Origin of the sequence: Micromonospora sp. NPDC004551 (genome assembly GCF_040609975.1) — a bacterium.
Lineage (GTDB): Bacteria > Actinomycetota > Actinomycetes > Mycobacteriales > Micromonosporaceae > Micromonospora.
The window spans coordinates 204,047-221,438 of the sequence record NZ_JBEXLM010000006.1 but is presented as its reverse complement, the minus strand read 5'-3'; the positions used below and the strand labels follow the sequence as shown (position 1 = coordinate 221,438).

Below are 17,392 nucleotides of genomic sequence, written 5' to 3'. Positions count from 1 at the left end.
GCCCGGCCGGTGAACTGTGCCGGCGTGGTGAGTGGCGTGTCCCGGCGGGTCAGCCGGTGACGGCTCCGGCCAGCGCGTAGCCCAGGGTGGCCGCCGCGAGGCCGGCGGCGATGCTGACCAGCGCGTTGGCCAGCGCGTGCCCCCGCCGGCCCTCGCGGTGCAGCCGCACGGTCTCGTAGCCCAGCGTGGACCAGGTGGTCAGCGCACCGCAGAAGCCGGTGCCGACCAGGGCGGCCACCGCGGGGGACGCCGGCAGGGCGGTCACCGTGCCCAACACCAGCGACCCGGCCACGTTGACGGTCAGCGTGCCCCACGGGAAGGGGGAGTCGTGCCTGGCCTGCACGGCCCGGTCGGTCAGGTAGCGCAGCGGAGCGCCCAGCGCCGCCCCGAGCGCGATCAGCAGGACGGTCACCGGGCCGCCCCGTTCCCGGCGCGGGCCAGGACCCGGCCGGCCGCCGCGTCCCCGGCCCACACGGCCAGCAGCGCACCGGCCAGGGTCGCCGCCAGGTACGCCAGCGCCGTGCCCGGCGCCCCGGCGGTGATCGCCCGCTGGGCCTCCACGGCGTAGGTGGAGAAGGTGGTGAAGCCGCCGAGCACACCGACGCCGAGGAACGGCCGGACGAGCGGCCCGGCCGGGCGGGCGGTGAGCACCGCCATGAGCGCGCCGATCAGCAGGCAGCCGGCGACGTTGATGCCGAAGGTGGCCCACGGGAAGCCGGTGGGCGAATGCGGGAACGCGGCCTGGAGCCCGGCCCGGGCCAGCGCGCCGAGCACCCCACCGGCGGCGATGACGCCGAGCACCGCCGCCGGGTGGGCGGGCAGCTCCCGCCGGTCGGCGGGGACGCGCAGGTCGACGTCGGGGTCGACGCGGAACTCGGACGGTCCGGTCACGGTGCCTCCCACCAGGACGGGCATCACTGGCAGGGACCGTTGGCGAGCCTGTCGCGGTTCTCCCGGCCGTTGCCGGGACGGCGGGCCCCACCGCCGGTGTCCGCCCGAGCATAACGCCGCGTCGGCCGGCCCGGTCCGGCCAGCCAGGCCCGGCGGCCGGTCCGACCGCACGGGCGGTCAGGCCGTGGCGTCGGCGAACTCGCGGGTGTCCGCGGCGTCGGCCGGGGTACGCCGGGCGCGCCGCTCGGCCGCCAGCAGCACGGCGAGGCCGAGCAGGGTGAGCCCGGCGCCCGCCCAGATCGGGGCGGTGTAGCCGAGGCCGGCGTCGATGGTCAACCCGCCGAGCCAGGCGCCGAGAGCGTTGCCGACGTTGAACGCGGCGATGTTCGCGCCGGAGGCCAGCGTCGGGGCCTGGCGGGCGTACTTCATGATCCGCATCTGCAGCGGCGGCACGGTGGCGAAGCCGAACGCGCCCATCAGCACCAGCGCGACCACGGTCAGCACCGGGCTCCCGGCCGCCAGCGCGAATCCGACCAGCACCAGGGTGAGCACGGCGAGGACGGTGACCAGGGTCCGGGGCAACGACACGTCGGCGGCCCGGCCCCCGGCCAGGTTGCCGGCGAACAGCCCGACGCCGAAGAGCACCAGCAGCCACGGGACGGTGCCGGTGGCGAAGCCGCTGACCTCGGTGAGCGTGTACGCGATGTAGGTGAACGCGCCGAACATGCCGCCGAAGCCGAGCACGGTGACCACCAGCGAGAACCAGACCTGGGCGTGGGCGAACGCCCGCAATTCGCCGCGCAGGCCGCCGGTGGGCGCGGCGTCGCCGTCCGGACCGCGGCCGGGCACCAGCGCGGCGAGGCCGACCAGCGCGACCAGCCCGATGCCGGTGATCGCCCAGAACGTGGCGCGCCAGCCGAGGTGCTGGCCGAGGAGGGTGCCGAACGGCACGCCGAGGACATTGGCGGCGGTCAGGCCGGTGAACATGAGGGCGACCGCGCCCGCCCGGCGGGCCGGCGGGACCAGGCCGGTCGCCACCACCGCGCCGATGCCGAAGAACGCGCCGTGGCAGAGCGCCGCGACGATCCGGCCGGCCAGCATGGTGCCGTAGTCGCCGGCCAGCGCCGAGAGCAGGTTGCCGGCGATGAAGAGCACCATGAGCCCGAGCAGCACCGGCTTGCGGCGCAGCCGGGTGACGGCGGCGGTGAGCGCCACCCCGCCGACGGCGACGCTGAGGGCGTACCCGGAGATCAGCCAGCCGGCCACCGACTCGCTGACCGCGAAGTCGGCGGCGACCTGGGGGAGCAGCCCCATGATCACGAACTCGGTCAGCCCGATGCCGAACGCCCCGATCGCCAGGGCGACCAGGCCGCCGGGGAGGGCCGAGGTGCGCTGTGCCATGCCGTACCCAATCCGTGCTCGGAAACAATGAGGCGCGTGCAACTACCCGCGCCGACAACCAGATAGTTGCACGCGCCTTATATCGGCGCAAGGGTGGTAGCCTGGGGGACGTCCAGGTCACACCGGAGGGGGCGCCATGGGCATCGCCGACGACGCGGTCGAGATCCGCGCGCAGGGCTGGCGCACGCTCGCCGCGCTGCACGGCCTGATCGAGGCCGCCCTGGAGCGCGCCCTCCAGGCCGAGCACGACCTCTCGGTGGTCGAGTACACGGTGCTCGACGCGCTCTCCCGCCAGGACGGCTGGCACATGCGGATGCGGCAGCTCGCCCGCGCCGCGGCGCTCTCCGGCAGCGCCACCACCCGCCTGGTCGCCCGGCTGGAGGAGCGCGGCCTGCTCACCCGCGTGCTCTGCGCGGACGACCGGCGCGGCATCTACACCGAGCTGACCCCGGCCGGCTCGAAGCTGCTCGGCCGGGCCCGCCCCACCCATGACCGGGTGCTCGCCGACGCCCTCGCCGAGGCCGAGCGCACCCCCGAGCTGGCCCCGCTGGTCGACGCGCTGCACCGGCTCCCCGCCGCCCGCTGAGCCACCGACCTGCGGACCCGCCCCGGCCGCCTTGCGGCGGAGGTCAGGAGGTCATGTTCGCGTCGGACGCTGTCTTCGGTACGGAGTGACGAGCCCAACCCGCGCCATCGAGGTGCGTCTGGCCGGCCGCCTGGGGGCGCCATTGACGGCGATCTCCGACTCGCATCGCCCCGTGCACTCGGACGCGATGCAATTCCCGGAAGTTCAAGCGTCGCTCAAGAAAAGACGGACGTCATTGTTTGCGGGTAGCTCGGTCTCCTAGCCTTCCCGCAACCGACCGCAAAGGCGCGGTCCCGTCAGGAAGTTGGCCGACAATGTCGAAGAAATGGTACGTACGCGGTGCGGCCCTGCTGGCCGTCCCCGCCATCGTGCTCGGAGTGGGCAGTCCCGCATTCGCCGGTGACACGTGGGTGTCCCTCGTGAACAGCCAGACCGTGGTCGCGAGCATGCAGCACGTCGACGACGGCGACTACTTCCGGGTGTACGACAAGTTGGCCGACGGCCACGGCGTGCGCGGGTACCTGTATCACTACAACTCTCCGGCGGACAAGACCCTGGTGGCCACCAAGTACAACGGTGGCGGTTCGGGCTCCTACGCACAGTTCCAGTACGACGTGTGGGAGCTGAACACCTACGCGATGATGGTCTGCACGGTGGACGGCGCCAACGACACTTCTCCCGGGCCCTGCTCGCCCATTCGGAACTTCACCGAGTAAGGCTTTTCGGGGTCTCCGGCAGAGGTTCGAAAGGACCCGGAAACCGGAGACCTCGTCGCCGGACGCAGGCGAATCGGCCGCCATTCTGCCGCGGCGCCGCAGGTGCTACCCGGGGATGCCGATCGCCCGGCGGGGCCGGGCGCCGCCGGCTGCGCCGGTCTCGACCGCGCCGGCCGGCCCGGGCTGGATGCGCTGCCGCGCGAGCGGGCCTGGACCCGGGCCACCCCTGACGGCGGCATGGGGGACCTGACCTGGCAGGACGGGCCGTACGGGCGTACGGTGACCGACACCCGCCCGGCGCGACGCGGCGCCGGCGCACCCGTCGCGCAGGAGGCCACCGTGCAGGACCGCACCCCTCGTCCGGACGAGCTGGAACCCGTCGAGCGGGCCGGCGTCGACGAGCTGCGGACGCTGCAACTCGACCGGCTGCGCTGGTCGCTGCGGCACGCGTACGACAACGTGCCGCACTACCGCCAGGCCTTCGCGGCGGCCGGGGTGCACCCCGACGACCTGCGTGAGCTCGCCGACCTGGCCCGCTTCCCGTTCACCGGCAAGGCCGAGCTGCGGGAGAACTACCCGTTCGGCATGTTCGCCGTGCCCCGCGAGCGGGTCGCCCGGCTGCACGCCTCCTCCGGAACCACCGGCCGGCCCACCGTGGTCGGCTACACCCGCGCCGACCTCGACACCTGGGCGAAGCTGATGGCCCGCTCGATCCGGGCCTCCGGCGGCCGCCCCGGCGACCGGGTCCACGTCGCCTACGGCTACGGGCTCTTCACCGGCGGCCTCGGCGCGCACTACGGCGCCGAGGAACTGGGCTGCACGGTCATCCCGGTCTCCGGCGGCATGACCGAGCGGCAGGTCATGCTGATCCGCGACTTCGCGCCCGAGGTCATCATGGTCACCCCCAGCTACATGCTGGCCATCGTCGACGAGATGGAGCGCCAGGGCGTCGACCCGAGGTCCACCTCGCTCCAGGTCGGCATCTTCGGCGCCGAGCCGTGGACCGAGGACATGCGCCGCGAGATGGAGCAGCGCCTCGACATGCACGCCGTGGACATCTACGGCCTCTCCGAGGTGATGGGCCCCGGGGTGGCGGTCGAGTGCGTGGAGACCAAGGACGGCCTGCACCTCTGGGAGGACCACTTCTACCCGGAGATCATCGACCCGGTCACCGGCGCGGTGCTGCCCGACGGCGAGCAGGGTGAACTAGTGCTCACCTCGCTCACCAAGGAGGCCATGCCGGTGGTCCGCTACCGTACCCGTGACCTCACCCGGCTGCTGCCCGGCACCGCCCGGAGCATGCGCCGGATCGAGAAGATCACCGGCCGGACCGACGACATGATGATCGTGCGCGGGGTCAACGTCTTCCCCACGCAGATCGAGGAGCTGATCCTGCGTACGCCCGCGCTGTCCCCCCACTTCCAGTGCGTGCTGAACCGGCAGGGCCGGATGGACACCCTCACCGTCAAGGTGGAGCGGCGGGCCGGGGTGGCCGCCGACGAGGCCGAGCGGGCCGGGGCGACCCTGGTCGAGCAGGTCAAGAACACCATCGGGGTGAGCGTGGCGGTCCAGGTCATCGAGCCCGACGGCGTGGAGCGCTCGATGGGCAAGATGCGCCGGATCGTCGACCAGCGGCGGGAGCGCTGAGATGGCGGGCGAGGACGGCCGCACGGCGGCCCACGACATGTTCGACGCCGACGTGGCGTCCAAGGGGCTCGGCATCGAGCTGGTCTCGGCCGGCGACGGCGCGGCGGTGGCCCGGCTGCGGGTCACCGCGGCCATGCTCAACGGCCACGCCATCGGCCACGGCGGCTTCGTCTTCCTGCTCGCCGACACCGCGTTCGCGCTGGCCTGCAACAGCCACGGCCCGGCCACCGTGGCCGCCGGTGGCGAGATCAGCTTCCTCCGCCCGGTCCGCGAGGGCGACCTGCTGGAGGCCCGGGCCACCGAGCGGGTCCGCTACGGCCGCAGCGGCATCTACGACGTCACGGTCTGGCGGGACGACGAGGTCGTCGCCGAGTTCCGGGGCCGCAGCCGCACCATCGCCCGGGACTGACCGGCGCGCCGCCCGGCGGCCCGCCGGAGTGCGGGCCAGGATGAGCCGATGGCACACATCCTGCTCCTGCACAGCGTCTACGGGCTGCGCCCCGCCGTGCTGGCCGCCGCCGACCGGCTCCGCGCCGCCGGGCACCGGGTGACCACCCCCGACCTGTACGAAGTGCCGGCCGCGGACACCGTCGACGCCGGCTTCGCGCTGTTGGACAAGATCGGCCGGGACGCGGTGCTCGACCGGGCCCGCGCGGCGGCGGCCGAACTGCCCGCCGAGACCGTGCTGGCCGGCTTCTCGATGGGCGCCGGCATCGCCGGGGCGCTGCTCGCCGAGCGCCCGGAGGCCGCCGCGCTGCTCCTGCTGCACGGCACCGGCGGCGACCCCGGGTCGGTGCGCCCCGGCCTGCCCGTGCAACTGCACCTCGCCGACCCCGACGAGTACGAGCCGCAGGACGAGGTCGACGACTGGCAGCGGGCGATGACCGCGGCCGGCGCCGAGGTGACGGTCCACCGCTATCCGGGCGCCGGGCACCTCTTCACCGACCCCGGCACGCCCGACCACGACGCGCCGGCCGCGGCCCGCACCTGGGACCGCGCCCTGGCGTTCCTCGCCGACCGCTGACCGCCCGGCGTCGACGGCGGCCCTGACACGCGTTCCGGGTACCGCCGGCCCGGTGCCCTGCCCCCTGCGGAGCGAACGCCGGCGGGCCGGGGCATGCGGCGTGGGCCGTGGGCGTGCGGCTTCGAGGGCTGCGGGCGTTGTGCTGGTCCAGCCTTCCGCAGGCGGCTTCGCCGCCCACCGGGGACGTCCGGGTCGGAGTGGCCCCGTGCCCGCTCCGGCCCGGACGTCGCGTTCAGGCGGCCAGCACCGGCCCGCCCACCGCCAGGGAGCTCCCGGCCCGGCCGGTTGCCGCGGCCGTCCGTCCCCGCCGGACCCGGTGCGGAGGCGGCGGCCCGCCGGTCGTCGGTCGCCCACCCACCGGCCCCCACCGGCCCGCCGATCCGGGCGGCGGGCCGCCCGGTAACGGGTCGTGGAGCCCCGGGAACACCCCGGGTCGCGCACCCGTCGGCCGCCCGGTCCGCGTCCCCCCACGCCGGACCGCCGGCAGGCCCGGCGAGACGGAACGCGCGGCGGAGACGTCCCCCGACACCCCGGCTGGCCAGCCCACCACGCCGTTGCCCCCCTCCGCGGCGGCGGCGACCAGCCGTCGGCCACCCGGCGCGGCGGTCCCCACCACCGCGCCGGCCGTCCCGGGCACGTCCCGCTTCGCGCCCGTCGGGGACACGAGCCACGCCGGCACACCAAGCCCCGGGTCGCCTCCCGCCGGCACGACCGGCGCGGCGCGGCCCCCCGCCGGCACACCGCGCGCCCTGCCGCTCCCCACCGGCGCACCCGCCACCGGGCCGCCCGCGGCCGGTACCACCGGCATCGGGTTGCCCGCGGCCGGCGCAACCGCCACCGGGACCGGCGCCGGTCGGGCCCCTCCACCCGACCGGCGTCCCGTCCCCGCCGGGCAGGACGCCCGGACGGTGGTGACCCCGCGCGCCGTGCCGGCCGGGCGGATCGCCCCGGCCGCCGCGGTGTCCCGCAGCCGGCGGGCAAACTCCGCCCGCACCGCGCGAGGCAGCCGGTGGGCGGCCACCCGGGCGATCGCCGGTTCGGCGACCGCGTACCCGCCGGTGGCGGTGCGGCGCAGCAGGCCGGCGTCGACGAGCGCACCCAGCACCGGCTCGGCGCGCCGGGCCGGCCAGTCGAGCATCCGCGCCACCGTTCCGGCCGGGACGTCCCCGCCCCCGGCGGCGGCCGCCATGAGCACCGCTCGCTGCTCCCCTTCGAGCCGGTCCAGCCGGGCGTCGACCAGGCGGCGGACCGGCTCGGGCACCCCGGCCGGCTCGCCGTCGGCGCCGAGCGTGGCCACGTACGCCGCCGCGACGGCCGGGTTACCGCCGACCAGCGGGAGCAGCGCCGCGGCCGGCGCCGTGGACCGCCCGGCCCGGTCGAGCAGGTGCCGCAGCAACCGTCCGGTGTCGGCGGTGCCCAGCGCGGGCAGCGGCACCCGGCGCTGCCGGCCGGCCGCCCCAGGAAGCAGGTCGGCCCAGCGCGGGCCGTGGGTGGCCACCACCGCGAGCGGCAGCCCCCGTTCGCCGGCCGCGGCGAAGAGCCGGTGCAGGAACCGGTTCAGCGCCGGCGCGGCCCGGTCCAGGTCGTCGACCGCCACCACCACCGGCTGGCCGGCGGCCAGGTCCAGCAGGATCTCCCGGAACAGCTCGGCGCCCCGCACGGACGCCCCGGGGTCGCGCGGCGCGGCCAGGAACTCGGCCAGCGCGTGCGCCGCCGCATCGCGCCGGGCCGCCGGCAGCAGTCCGTCCAGGGCGGTGCCGAGCCGCCGGCGTGCGGTCTCCGGCGAGTGGGTCTCGCGCAGCCCGGCGAGGCCGCGGACCAGGTCCGTCAGCGGCGCCAGGTCCCCGTCCGGGAACGGCGGGCAGTGCGTGACGCACCAGCGCACCCGCACACCGTCCACTGCCGACACCGCGCGGACCAGTTCGTGCAGCAGCCGGCTCCGTCCGCTGCCGGCCGGGCCGACCAGCGATATCCACCGTGGACGCCGCTCGCGTACCGCCCGGACGATCTCCTCGCCGGCGGTGGCCAGCTCGTGGCGGCGGCCGACCAGCGGCCCGTGGTGCCGGGCCGGCCGGTGCGGGGCCGGCCCGGTCACCCGCCAGACGTCCAGCGGCGCCGCGCGGCCGGCCACCGTCATGGCGGCCAGCGGGCGCTGCTCGACCAGGCCGGCGACGGCCCGCCGGGTGTCCGCGCAGACCACCACCCCGCCGGGCGGGGCGTACTCCTGGAGGCGGGCCGCCGTGGTGATCACCGCGCCGCTGGCCGCGGCGTGCCCGCCGTCCCGGGTGGCGCCCAGGTCGACCAGCACCTCGCCGGTGGCCACGCCGACCCGCACCCGTAGGCGGGAGCCGGCCGGCAGCCGCCGGTCCAGCGCGTCCTGGATCTCCAGCCCGGCGCGCACGGCACGGTAGGCGTCGAAACCGTCGGAGCCGTGCGCGCCGAACAGCGCCATCACGGCGTCGCCCACGTACTTCTCGACCACCCCGTGCCAGCGGCGCAGGACCGCGGCGACCGTGCCGAAGTACGCCTGCTGCAACGCCCGGACGTCCTCGGGGTCGAGGCGCTCGATCAGGCCGGTCGAGCCCACGATGTCGGCGAAGAGGACGGTGACCGTGCGCCGCTCCTCCGGCACCGGCCAGCGCGCGACGGTGGCAGCTTCCCGACTCCCCACGGGCGTGGTGATCAGCATCGCACCCACCCTTTCCCGGTCCGGTGCCTGACGACCACCGGAGACTTTCACCACCGGGTCCTCGGGGGATCGGTAGGACGACGTATGTCGACCACCCGCAACCATTAGTCGTAATGTCGACGCGAGGAGTACCACAAGGGCCCTGAGCCCGTAGAACGGTGCGGGAACCTGTGACTAGGCTGCGGGACATGGCCAGCGATGTGGACACCGCGCCGCTCGTCGGCCGTGCCGACACGACGGCGGCGCTGCGTTCGGCGCTGCTCGACGACGTCGCCCCCGGGCAGACCGCCGCGGTGTTCCTCACCGGCGAGAGCGGCGTGGGCAAGACCCGCCTGCTGGCCGAGACCGTCGAGCACCTGCGGGACGCGGGCGCGCTGGTCCTCACCGGCACCTGCCTCGACATCGGCGACGCCTCGCCGCTGCACCCGCTGCGCCAGGCGCTGCGCCGCCTCGACGCCGACCTGACCGAGGCCCGCACCTCCTCCGCCGTCCGCGGCCTGCTCCAGGTCTTCGACGAGGAGACCCCCGGCCCGGACGGCGCGGGCGCGCTGCTGGAGCGGGTCTCGCGGGGCCTGCATCTGGTCGCCGGCGGGCGGCCGCTGGTGCTCGTCCTCGACGACCTCCAGTGGGTCGACCGCAGCACCCGCCAGCTCCTGCTCTACCTGCTCGCCGGTCTCGGCGACCTCCAGCTGTCGGTGCTCGCCGCGATCCGGGCCGAGTCGTTGCAGGGCGCGCACCCGCTGCGCCGGGTGCTCACCGAGCTGCGCCGGCTTCGCTCGGTGCGGGTGGTCGACCTGGCGCCCCTGGACCGGGCCGGCACCGACGAGTTGGCCGCCGCGATCGTCGGCGCGCCGCTGGCCCCGGAGGCCGCCGACCAGCTGTGGCAGCGCAGCGGCGGCAACCCGTTCGTGGTGGAGGAGCTGGCCCGCGACCTGCGCGACGGCCACGACGGCCTTTCCGACACATTGCGCGAGGTCTTTCTGGCCCGGGTCGACGCGCTGCCGCAGCCCGCGCACGCCGTGGTGCACGCGGTAGCCGCCGGTGTCGAGCCGGTCGAGCACTGGCTGCTGGCCCAGGTCGTCCGACTGCCGGAGGAGCAGCTGATCGAGGCGGTCCGCGAGGCGGTGGCGCACCGGCTGCTGGTCGGCGCCGACGACGGCTACCGGCTGCGGCACCGCCTGGTGGCCGAGGTGCTGGCGCACGAGCTGCTGCCCGCCGAGCGGGCCGCGCTGCACCGCCGCTACGCCGAGGCGCTGACCTCGGCCACCGCCGAGTTGCACCAGGCCCGGCTGGCGCACCACTGGCGGCTCGCCGGCGAGCCGGCCCGGGCCCTGCCGGCCGCGATGGCCGCCGCGCGGGAGGCCGAGCGCCTGCACGGCTACGCCGAGGCGCACCGGCACTGGTCGGCCGCCCTGAGCCTGGCCACCACCCCGCCCGCCGTGCTGCCCGACGGCGGCCGGCCCGAGCCGGTCGAGGTCGACCGGGCCGAGCTGCTGACGCACGCCGCCGAGTCGGCGCACCACTGCGGCGAGCACGCCCGCGCGCTGGCTCTGCTGGAGGAGCTGGCCGCCGACCCGGCCGGCCCGCCCACGTGCGCCCTGCACATCCGGCGGGCCCGTTACCTGGCCGCCGCCGGCCGGTCCGCCCCGGCCGAGGCCGAATACCGGCGGGTGCTCGCCGCGGCGGACTGCACGCCCCGGGAACGTGCCACGGCCGCCGCCCGCCTGGCCGAGCTGCTGCTGCACCTGGGCCGCTACGCCGAGGCCGGCGACCAGGCCCGGGAGGCGCTCCGGCTCGCCGCCGAGGTCGAGGGCACCGCCACGGAGGTGGTGCTGGCCAGCTCGGCGCTCGGCTTCAGCGAGGCCTACCTGGAGGACCCGGACGCCGGGCTGGCCGTCATGCGCAAGGCACTGGACACCGCCGAGCGCTCGGGCCGGCCGGAGGACGTGGCCTGCGCGTACCTGCACCTGGCCGAGCTGCTCACCGGGCCGCTGAACATCCTCGAGGAGGGCGTGGTGGTGGCCCGCCGGGGCGCCGAGCGGGTCGCCGAGCTGGGGCTCGGCCGCACCTGGGAGACCCGGCTGCTGGCCATCGCCACCAACGGGCTGTTCCGGGTGGGGCAGTGGGCCGAGGCCGAGAAGGTCGTCGCAGCCGCGCTGCGGCACCGCCCGTCGGGCGCCGACGCGGTCGAGCTACTGCTCGCCCGGTGCCGGCTGTCCGTCGGCTACGGCGACGTCGAGGCGTCCGACCGTGACCTGGAGGCGGTCGCCACCGTGCTGGCCGGCGGCGGGGCCCGGCACGTGCTGCCGATGCTCATCCTGCGCGCCGGGCTGGCCATGTGGCAGGGCCGGCACGACCTGGCCCGGCAGGCGGTCCAGCGGGGCCTGACCGAGAGCCGCTCCGACGACGTCATTGTGCTGGCCACCCTGGCGTGGCACGGGCTGCGCGCCGAGGCGGAGGCGTCCGCCAGCCGCACCGTCGAGGTGGACCCGAACGCGGTCCGCCGGCTGCGCGAGGTGGTAGACCGGGTGGCCGCCAAGAGCGGGAAGGCCGGCGCGCCGGTGCGCTACGTCGCGGACGGGTTCCTGGCCCTCTGCGCCGCGGAGCTGAGCCGGTTGGACGACGGCCGGGGCGATCCCGAGCTGTGGGCCCGCGCGGCCACCGAGTGGGACCGGCGCAACCATCCCTACCCGGCGGCGTACTCGCGGCTGCGGCAGGCCGAGGCGCTCCTGGGCCGGCGCAGCCGGCTGGCCACCGCCGGCAAGCTGCTGCGACAGGCCCACGGGACGGCCCAGGCGCTCGGCGCGGTGCCGCTGAGCGAGGAGATCCGTACCCTGGCCGGGCGGGCCCGGGTGGCCCTGGACGAGGGGCCGGCTGCCGCCCGTCCGGCGCCCCGGCCCCGGGCGGCGGCGCCGGCCGCGCCCGCGGTGGACGAGCTGGTCGTGCTCACGGCCCGCGAGCGGGAGGTGCTCGCGGCGGTCGCCGAGGGGCTGACCAACCGGGAGATCGGCCAGCGGCTGTTCATCAGCGAGCGGACGATCGGCGTGCATGTGTCGCACATCTTCGACAAGCTCCAGGTCCGCACCCGGGTCCAGGCCAGCGCCATCTTCCTGCGTAACCGCGCCGACCAGCACTAGCCGTACGTCGGCAATACGTCGTTCTACTGATCCGGCCGGCGTGCGCCGCTGGAAGGCTGTCCAGCGTCACCGGGTGGCGTCGTGGGGGGCGCCGACCACTGTGGAGGAGAGATGACCGAACCGGTCTGGGGTCCCGTGCACCAGGACATCGTCGGGCTGCTCGCCGACCACCCCGCCGACGTGCCGGCGGTCGTCGACCACCTCACGAAGCTCCAGGACCTGCTGGTCCGGCTGCCTCCGCTGGAGGAGAGCTGCCCGCTGGCCGACTTCAACAAGCTCTACCTGGTCATCACCTCCACAGTCCTCGACGGGCTCTACGACGACCGCTTCACCGACCCGGCCTTCCTGGCCCGGCTCGACGTGGAGTTCGCCGCCCGCTACTTCGACGCGCTCCGGTTCTGGACCGACTCCCACCCGAGCACCCCGAAGGCCTGGGCCTGCCTGTTCCAGCGGATGCGCGGCCCGGACGCCCGCCCGCTGCCGTCGGCCGCCGCCGGGGTGAACGCGCACATCAACTACGACCTGCCGTTCGCGCTGGTGACCACCTTCGACAGCCTCGACTCGGAGCCGATCGACGACAGCGACCAGCACCGCGACTATCTGGAGATCAACAAGATCTTCGCCGAGCGGATCCCGGAGCTGCGCCGCGGCTACCTGGACCACTGGCAGCTGATGATCGACATGGTGAACGGCGACATCGACGACTGGTACCAGGGCGAACTGGTCGAGTACACCCGGAACGTGGCCTGGCGCAACGCGCAGAAGATCTGGCGCTGCCGGCACGACCCGGACGCCCGCGAGTGTGAGCGGATGCGGCTGGACGACAACGCCGCACTGCTCGGCCGGCTGCTGCTCTCGCCCCTGGGGGCGTTCCTCCAGTAGCCGGGACGGGGGGTCCCCGCGTCCCGCGGTCGTGGGGCGCGGGGACGCCGCCCGTGCCGCCCGGCCGGGTCAGCCGCGCCGGGACCGCCCCCGGTACGCCGCCGCGGCGGCCCGGTTGTTGCACAGCTCGCAGCAGTAGCGTTGCCGGCCGGCCCGGGTCCGGTCCAGATAGGGCGCGTCGCACCCGTCGGCCGCGCAGACACCGAACCGCTCCGTCCCGCCGGTCGCGGCGGCCCGGGCGAGCGCCCCGGTGACCAGGGCGGCGAACGCCCCGACGGGGCCGGGCCGGGGCAGCGGGGTGAGTCGCAGCGTGCCGTCGGGTCCGGGCTCGACCGCCGTGCCGGCGCTCACCTCGCCCAGCACCTCGTTGAGCGTGGCCACCCGGGCGGCCGGGTCGGGTGCGGCGAAGACACCGTGGAGCCGGTCGCGCAGCTCGCGCAGCGGGGGCAGATCGGCCTCGGTGAGCGGCTCGACGGCCTCGGCGAGGCCGAGTTCCCGGGCGGCGGCCCGCAGCCGGGCCACCGACAGCTGGTCGACCGGGTCCTGGAGCACCCAGTAGCTGTGCAGCAGCGCGACGGCCAGGCGCAGCGCCGGCTCCAGGGGTGGCACCGCACTCATCCGCGCCTTCTCCCTCGTCCGATTGCCGACACGCCCGTTCCTCCGAACTTGACCGATCGCCGTCCGCCATCCTAGCGTCGTCAGTTGTAAAACGCATTTAAAAACTTATGGAGGTGGCACATGCGACGTCTGCCCGTGCTCGTGTCCGTGGGCGTGCTGCTCGTCGCCGGCGCGCTCGCCGGCGGTGGCGGCGCCCAGGCGGAGGCACCCGCCGAGCCGGCACCGGCCGCCGCGGGCCACGCGGCGCCCACGGTGGTCCGCGACATCGAGATCCCGGTGGCCGGGCAGCCGGCGGTCCGGGCCTGGCTGGTCCGGCCGCAGCGGGCCGGCGGCGGGCTGGCCGGGGTGCTGGACCTGCACTGGTTCGAGCCTGGCCGGGCCAGCCAGGACCGCAGCGAGTTCCTGGCCGAGGCGACCACCCTGGCCGGCCGGGGCGTGGTGTCGGTGCTGCCGCAGCTCACCTTCCCGTGGGCGGGCGACCCGGTCGGGGACGCCCGCGACCGGGCCGCCGTCACCGCCCAGCTCGACGCCGTGCAGGCGGCGTACCGGCGGCTGCTCGCCGAGCCGGGCGTGGACGGGACCCGCACCGCGGTGGTCGGCCACGACTACGGCGCCATGTACGCCGTCGACCTGACCGCCCGCGAGCCCGGGCTGCGCACCGCGGTGCTGCTCGCCCCCGACGCCACCTGGGGCAACTGGTTCGACCTGTACTGGCTCCAGCTGCCGGCGGGAGAGAAGGAGGCCTACCGGGCGGTCTTCGCCGGCCTGGACCCGGCGGACCTGGTGGGGCGGCTCGGCAGCGGGGCGTACCTCCAGTTCGCCGGCGCGGACCGCTTCGTGGGCGCCGAGACCCGCGGCGCCTTCGCCGCCGCCGCGCCGCAGGCGAGGGTGTCGGTCTACCCGCAGGAGGAGCACGACCTGGGCGCCGCCCGCACCCGGGACGACCGGCTCGCCTGGCTGGCCGGCCGGCTGGGGCTGCGCGGATGACGCGAGGGAACCACCGGACCGGGCGGCGTCGGTGGACGCCGTCCGGTCCCGGTCCGCGGGGGAGCGGCTGGGCCGGCCCGGGCTGACGGCGCCTGCGGGTGTCGGCCCGGCCCGACCGGGTACCCGGCGGTCATGCCGCACACCGAGCCGGTCCGCCGCTTCGCCTTCCGGTTCGACCCGGCGTTCCGGCTGCCGCTGGCCCTGCTGGGGGTACGGCCGGAGACCGCCCGGGTCGAGCTGGGCCCGGACGAGCTGACCGTGCGGTTCGGACCCTGGCGGCTGCGCACCGCCCGGACCAACATCAGCGGGGCCGAGCTGGGCGGGCCGTACCGCTGGTGGCGGGCGGTCGGCCCGCACCTGTCCCTGGCCGACGGCGGGGTCACCTTCGGCACCGGCGTGGCCGCCGGGGTCTGTCTCCGCCTCGCCACGCCGGTGCCGGCGCTCGTCCCCGGTCCGTGGCTCCGCCACCCGGCGGTCACGGTGACGGTGACCGACCCGGAGGCGCTGCGCGACGCCCTGGCCACCGCGCCCTGATCATCTTTTTCCGCTTGTCCGGTTCCGCCGGGCCGCACCCGGGGTACCGCCTACCGTCGGTTCAGGGCCTTAAGGGGTGCACATGGCGGAGGCACGGGACGGGGGACACCCCCGGCGGACGCGGGGGCGCCGCAACAACGGGCAGTCGACCCCGGCGGACCGGGCGCTGCGCGCCGCCCGCGACCCGGAGATCGGCGACCGCGCCCGGCGGGGCCCCGCGACGCTTCCGTCGCGCGTGGAGAGCCCCGTCCGGCCGGCCCCACCGGCCAACCGGCTCACCCGCTGGCTGTTCCAGCACCGGGTCCAGCCGGTCGGCCCGGAGACCCGGGAGCACCAGGCCCCGGCGCACTCCTGGTGGCAGGTCATGTGCCTGACCGGGGTGGACTACTTCTCCACCCTGTCCTACCTGCCCGGCATCGCCGCGGTGGCGGCCGGCGCGCTGAGCCCGCTCGCGACCCTGCTGATCGTCGCGCTGACCCTGTTCGGAATGCTGCCGATGTACCGGCGGGTGGCCCGGGAGAGCCCGCACGGGCAGGGCTCGGTGGCCATGCTGGAGCGGCTGCTGCCGTTCTGGCGCGGCAAGGTCTTCGTGCTGGTGCTGCTCGGCTTCGTGGCCACCTCGTGGATCATCACGATCACGCTCTCCGCCGCCGACGCCACCGTGCACCTGCTGGAGAACCCGATCCTGCCCGAGTCGTTCCCGCACGGCACCACGGCCGCCGTGCTGGTCACCGTGGTGCTGCTGCTCATCCTCGGCGGGGTGTTCCTGCTCGGGTTCAGCGAGGCGGTGCAGGTCGCCATCCCCCTGGTCGCGGTCTTCCTGGCGCTGAACGCGGTGATCGTGGTCGGCGCTCTGGTCGAGATCGCCGCCGACCCGTCGTCGCTCAGTGGCTGGACCGACCGGCTGACCCGGGTCGGCGGCGCGGGCGACGTACTGGCCACCAGCGTGCTCGCGTTCCCCCTGCTGGTGCTGGGCCTGTCCGGCTTCGAGACCGGGGTCAGCATGATGCCGCTGGTCAAGGGCGACGGCGACGACGCCGAGCGCCGGCTGGGGGCGCGGATCCGCAACACCCGCAAGCTGCTCGCCACCGCCGCGCTGATCATGTCGGTCTACCTGATCGCCACCACCTTCGTCACCACCGTGCTGATCCCGGAGCGCGACTTCGCACCCGGCGGGGCCGCCAGCGGTCGCGCCCTGGCCTTCCTGGCCCACGAGCACCTGGGCGAGGCGTTCGGCACGGTCTACGACATCAGCAGCATTCTCATCCTCTGGTTCGCCGGCGCCTCGGCCATGGCCGGCCTGATCAACATCGTGCCCCGCTACCTGCCCTCCTACGGCATGGCGCCGGAGTGGGGACGGGCGGTCCGGCCGGTGGTGCTGGTCTACACCGCCATCAGCATCGCCATCACGGTCGCCTTCCGGGCCGACGTCAACGCCCAGGCCGGCGCGTACGCCACGGGCATCCTGGCCATGATGGTCTCCGGCGCGATCGCGGTGACCATCTCGGCGTACCGGTCGCGGCATCCGTTCGCCGGGGCCGGCTTCACGGTGCTCACCCTCGTGCTGCTCTACGCGCTTGTCGAGAACGTCATCGAGAAGCCCGACGGCATCACCATCTCCGGCCTGTTCATCGCCGGCATCGTCGCCGTCTCGCTGATTTCCCGGGTGTCCCGCACCACCGAGCTGCGTGCCGAGCGGATCGAGTTCGACGACGCGGCGCGGCGGTTCGTCGCCGACTCGATCGCCCACGACGGCCGGTTGCACCTCATCGCCAACAAGCGGCAGAGCGGTTCGCTCAAGGAGTACCGGGTCAAGGAGCGCGCGCAGCGCGGCATGAACCCGGTGCCCGGCGCCGCCGACGTGCTCTTCCTGGAGATCGACATCAGCGACCCCTCGCGGTTCAGTGAGGTCCTGCGGGTGCACGGGGTCGAGGTCGGTGGGTACCGGATCCTCCGGGCCAACAGTCCCGCCGCGCCCAACGCCATCGCGGCCATCCTGCTGGCGCTGCGCGACGCCACCGGGGTCCGCCCGCACTGCCACTTCGAGTGGTCCGAGGGCAACCCGATCGCCCACCTGCTGCGCTATCTGATCCTCGGCCGTGGCGACACCCCGCCGGTGGTCCGGGAGATCATCCGCAAGACCGAACCCGACCCGGCCCGGCGGCCCGGCATCCACGTCGGCGGCTGAGCGCCGCCGGTGCCTGCGGCCCCGTCCCGGTCCGCCGTCCCGAGGGGTACGCCGACCGCCGCCCGCACCGGGCTGCGCCCGGCTACCGGCGC

At 75.6% G+C, this 17,392-nt stretch carries 15 protein-coding genes; 10 read left to right on the top strand and 5 right to left on the bottom strand.

What is annotated here, in order from left to right:
• Positions 1-49 precede the first annotated feature (49 nt).
• The 3 genes from crcB to ABZW14_RS10400 form a co-directional block, all read right to left on the bottom strand.
• On the bottom strand, positions 50-412 hold the full coding sequence (crcB, locus tag ABZW14_RS10410; RefSeq protein ID WP_355343005.1) for a fluoride efflux transporter CrcB: 363 nt from the start codon (positions 410-412) through the stop codon (positions 50-52).
• A complete protein-coding gene (locus ABZW14_RS10405; RefSeq protein WP_355343163.1) occupies positions 409-903 on the bottom strand; it encodes a CrcB family protein in 495 nt (164 codons plus the stop codon). Before ABZW14_RS10405 ends, crcB begins: the two co-directional genes overlap by 4 nt.
• Positions 904-1,068: 165 nt before the next feature.
• Entirely contained in the window at positions 1,069-2,292 is a 1,224-nt protein-coding gene (locus tag ABZW14_RS10400) for an MFS transporter (protein ID WP_355343002.1), read from the bottom strand.
• Positions 2,293-2,428: 136 nt separating this feature from the next.
• On the opposite strand from ABZW14_RS10400, the gene ABZW14_RS10395 reads away from it, so the two are divergent.
• The 5 genes from ABZW14_RS10395 (at position 2,429) to ABZW14_RS10375 (ending at position 6,265) form a co-directional block, all read left to right on the top strand.
• Positions 2,429-2,878 carry a MarR family transcriptional regulator gene (locus ABZW14_RS10395; protein WP_355342999.1) on the top strand — a complete coding sequence of 150 codons (450 nt, stop codon included), beginning with the start codon at positions 2,429-2,431 and terminating at the stop codon, positions 2,876-2,878.
• A gap of 314 nt (positions 2,879-3,192) precedes the next feature.
• Positions 3,193-3,594, top strand: coding sequence for a hypothetical protein (locus tag ABZW14_RS10390; RefSeq protein WP_355342996.1), 402 nt, complete (start codon positions 3,193-3,195; stop codon positions 3,592-3,594).
• A gap of 339 nt (positions 3,595-3,933) precedes the next feature.
• Positions 3,934-5,241 carry a phenylacetate--CoA ligase PaaK gene (gene paaK, locus ABZW14_RS10385; protein ID WP_355343160.1) on the top strand — a complete coding sequence of 436 codons (1,308 nt, stop codon included), beginning with the start codon at positions 3,934-3,936 and terminating at the stop codon, positions 5,239-5,241.
• A 1-nt stretch (position 5,242) separates the two neighbouring features.
• Positions 5,243-5,650 (top strand): hydroxyphenylacetyl-CoA thioesterase PaaI, encoded by a 408-nt coding sequence (gene paaI / locus ABZW14_RS10380; protein ID WP_355342993.1) that lies wholly within the window; start codon positions 5,243-5,245, stop codon positions 5,648-5,650.
• Between the two features lie 48 nt (positions 5,651-5,698).
• A complete protein-coding gene (locus ABZW14_RS10375) occupies positions 5,699-6,265 on the top strand; it encodes a dienelactone hydrolase family protein (protein WP_355342990.1) in 567 nt (188 codons plus the stop codon).
• Positions 6,266-6,497: 232 nt separating this feature from the next.
• On the opposite strand, the gene ABZW14_RS10370 is transcribed toward ABZW14_RS10375, so the two are convergent.
• A complete protein-coding gene (locus ABZW14_RS10370) occupies positions 6,498-8,954 on the bottom strand; it encodes an adenylate/guanylate cyclase domain-containing protein (RefSeq protein WP_355342987.1) in 2,457 nt (818 codons plus the stop codon).
• A 188-nt stretch (positions 8,955-9,142) separates the two neighbouring features.
• Between ABZW14_RS10370 and ABZW14_RS10365 the strand changes: the two genes are divergently transcribed.
• Both ABZW14_RS10365 and ABZW14_RS10360 read left to right on the top strand, forming a co-directional pair.
• On the top strand, positions 9,143-12,091 hold the full coding sequence (locus ABZW14_RS10365; protein ID WP_355342984.1) for an AAA family ATPase: 2,949 nt from the start codon (positions 9,143-9,145) through the stop codon (positions 12,089-12,091).
• A 111-nt stretch (positions 12,092-12,202) separates the two neighbouring features.
• Positions 12,203-12,973 (top strand): DUF5995 family protein, encoded by a 771-nt coding sequence (locus tag ABZW14_RS10360; RefSeq protein WP_355342981.1) that lies wholly within the window; start codon positions 12,203-12,205, stop codon positions 12,971-12,973.
• 69 nt (positions 12,974-13,042) lie between these two features.
• Here the strand turns inward: ABZW14_RS10360 and ABZW14_RS10355 are convergent, their stop codons facing one another.
• On the bottom strand, positions 13,043-13,591 hold the full coding sequence (locus tag ABZW14_RS10355) for a CGNR zinc finger domain-containing protein (RefSeq protein ID WP_355342978.1): 549 nt from the start codon (positions 13,589-13,591) through the stop codon (positions 13,043-13,045).
• A 120-nt stretch (positions 13,592-13,711) separates the two neighbouring features.
• Between ABZW14_RS10355 and ABZW14_RS10350 the strand changes: the two genes are divergently transcribed.
• The 3 genes from ABZW14_RS10350 to ABZW14_RS10340 all read left to right on the top strand — a co-directional run bounded on the left by ABZW14_RS10350 (position 13,712) and on the right by ABZW14_RS10340 (position 17,300).
• Entirely contained in the window at positions 13,712-14,578 is an 867-nt protein-coding gene (locus ABZW14_RS10350; protein WP_355342975.1) for a hypothetical protein, read from the top strand.
• Between the two features lie 132 nt (positions 14,579-14,710).
• Positions 14,711-15,112, top strand: a complete 402-nt coding sequence (locus tag ABZW14_RS10345) for a hypothetical protein (protein WP_355342972.1) — start codon at positions 14,711-14,713, stop codon at positions 15,110-15,112.
• 82 nt (positions 15,113-15,194) lie between these two features.
• Positions 15,195-17,300, top strand: a complete 2,106-nt coding sequence (locus ABZW14_RS10340) for an amino acid transporter (protein WP_355342969.1) — start codon at positions 15,195-15,197, stop codon at positions 17,298-17,300.
• Positions 17,301-17,392 lie beyond the last annotated feature (92 nt).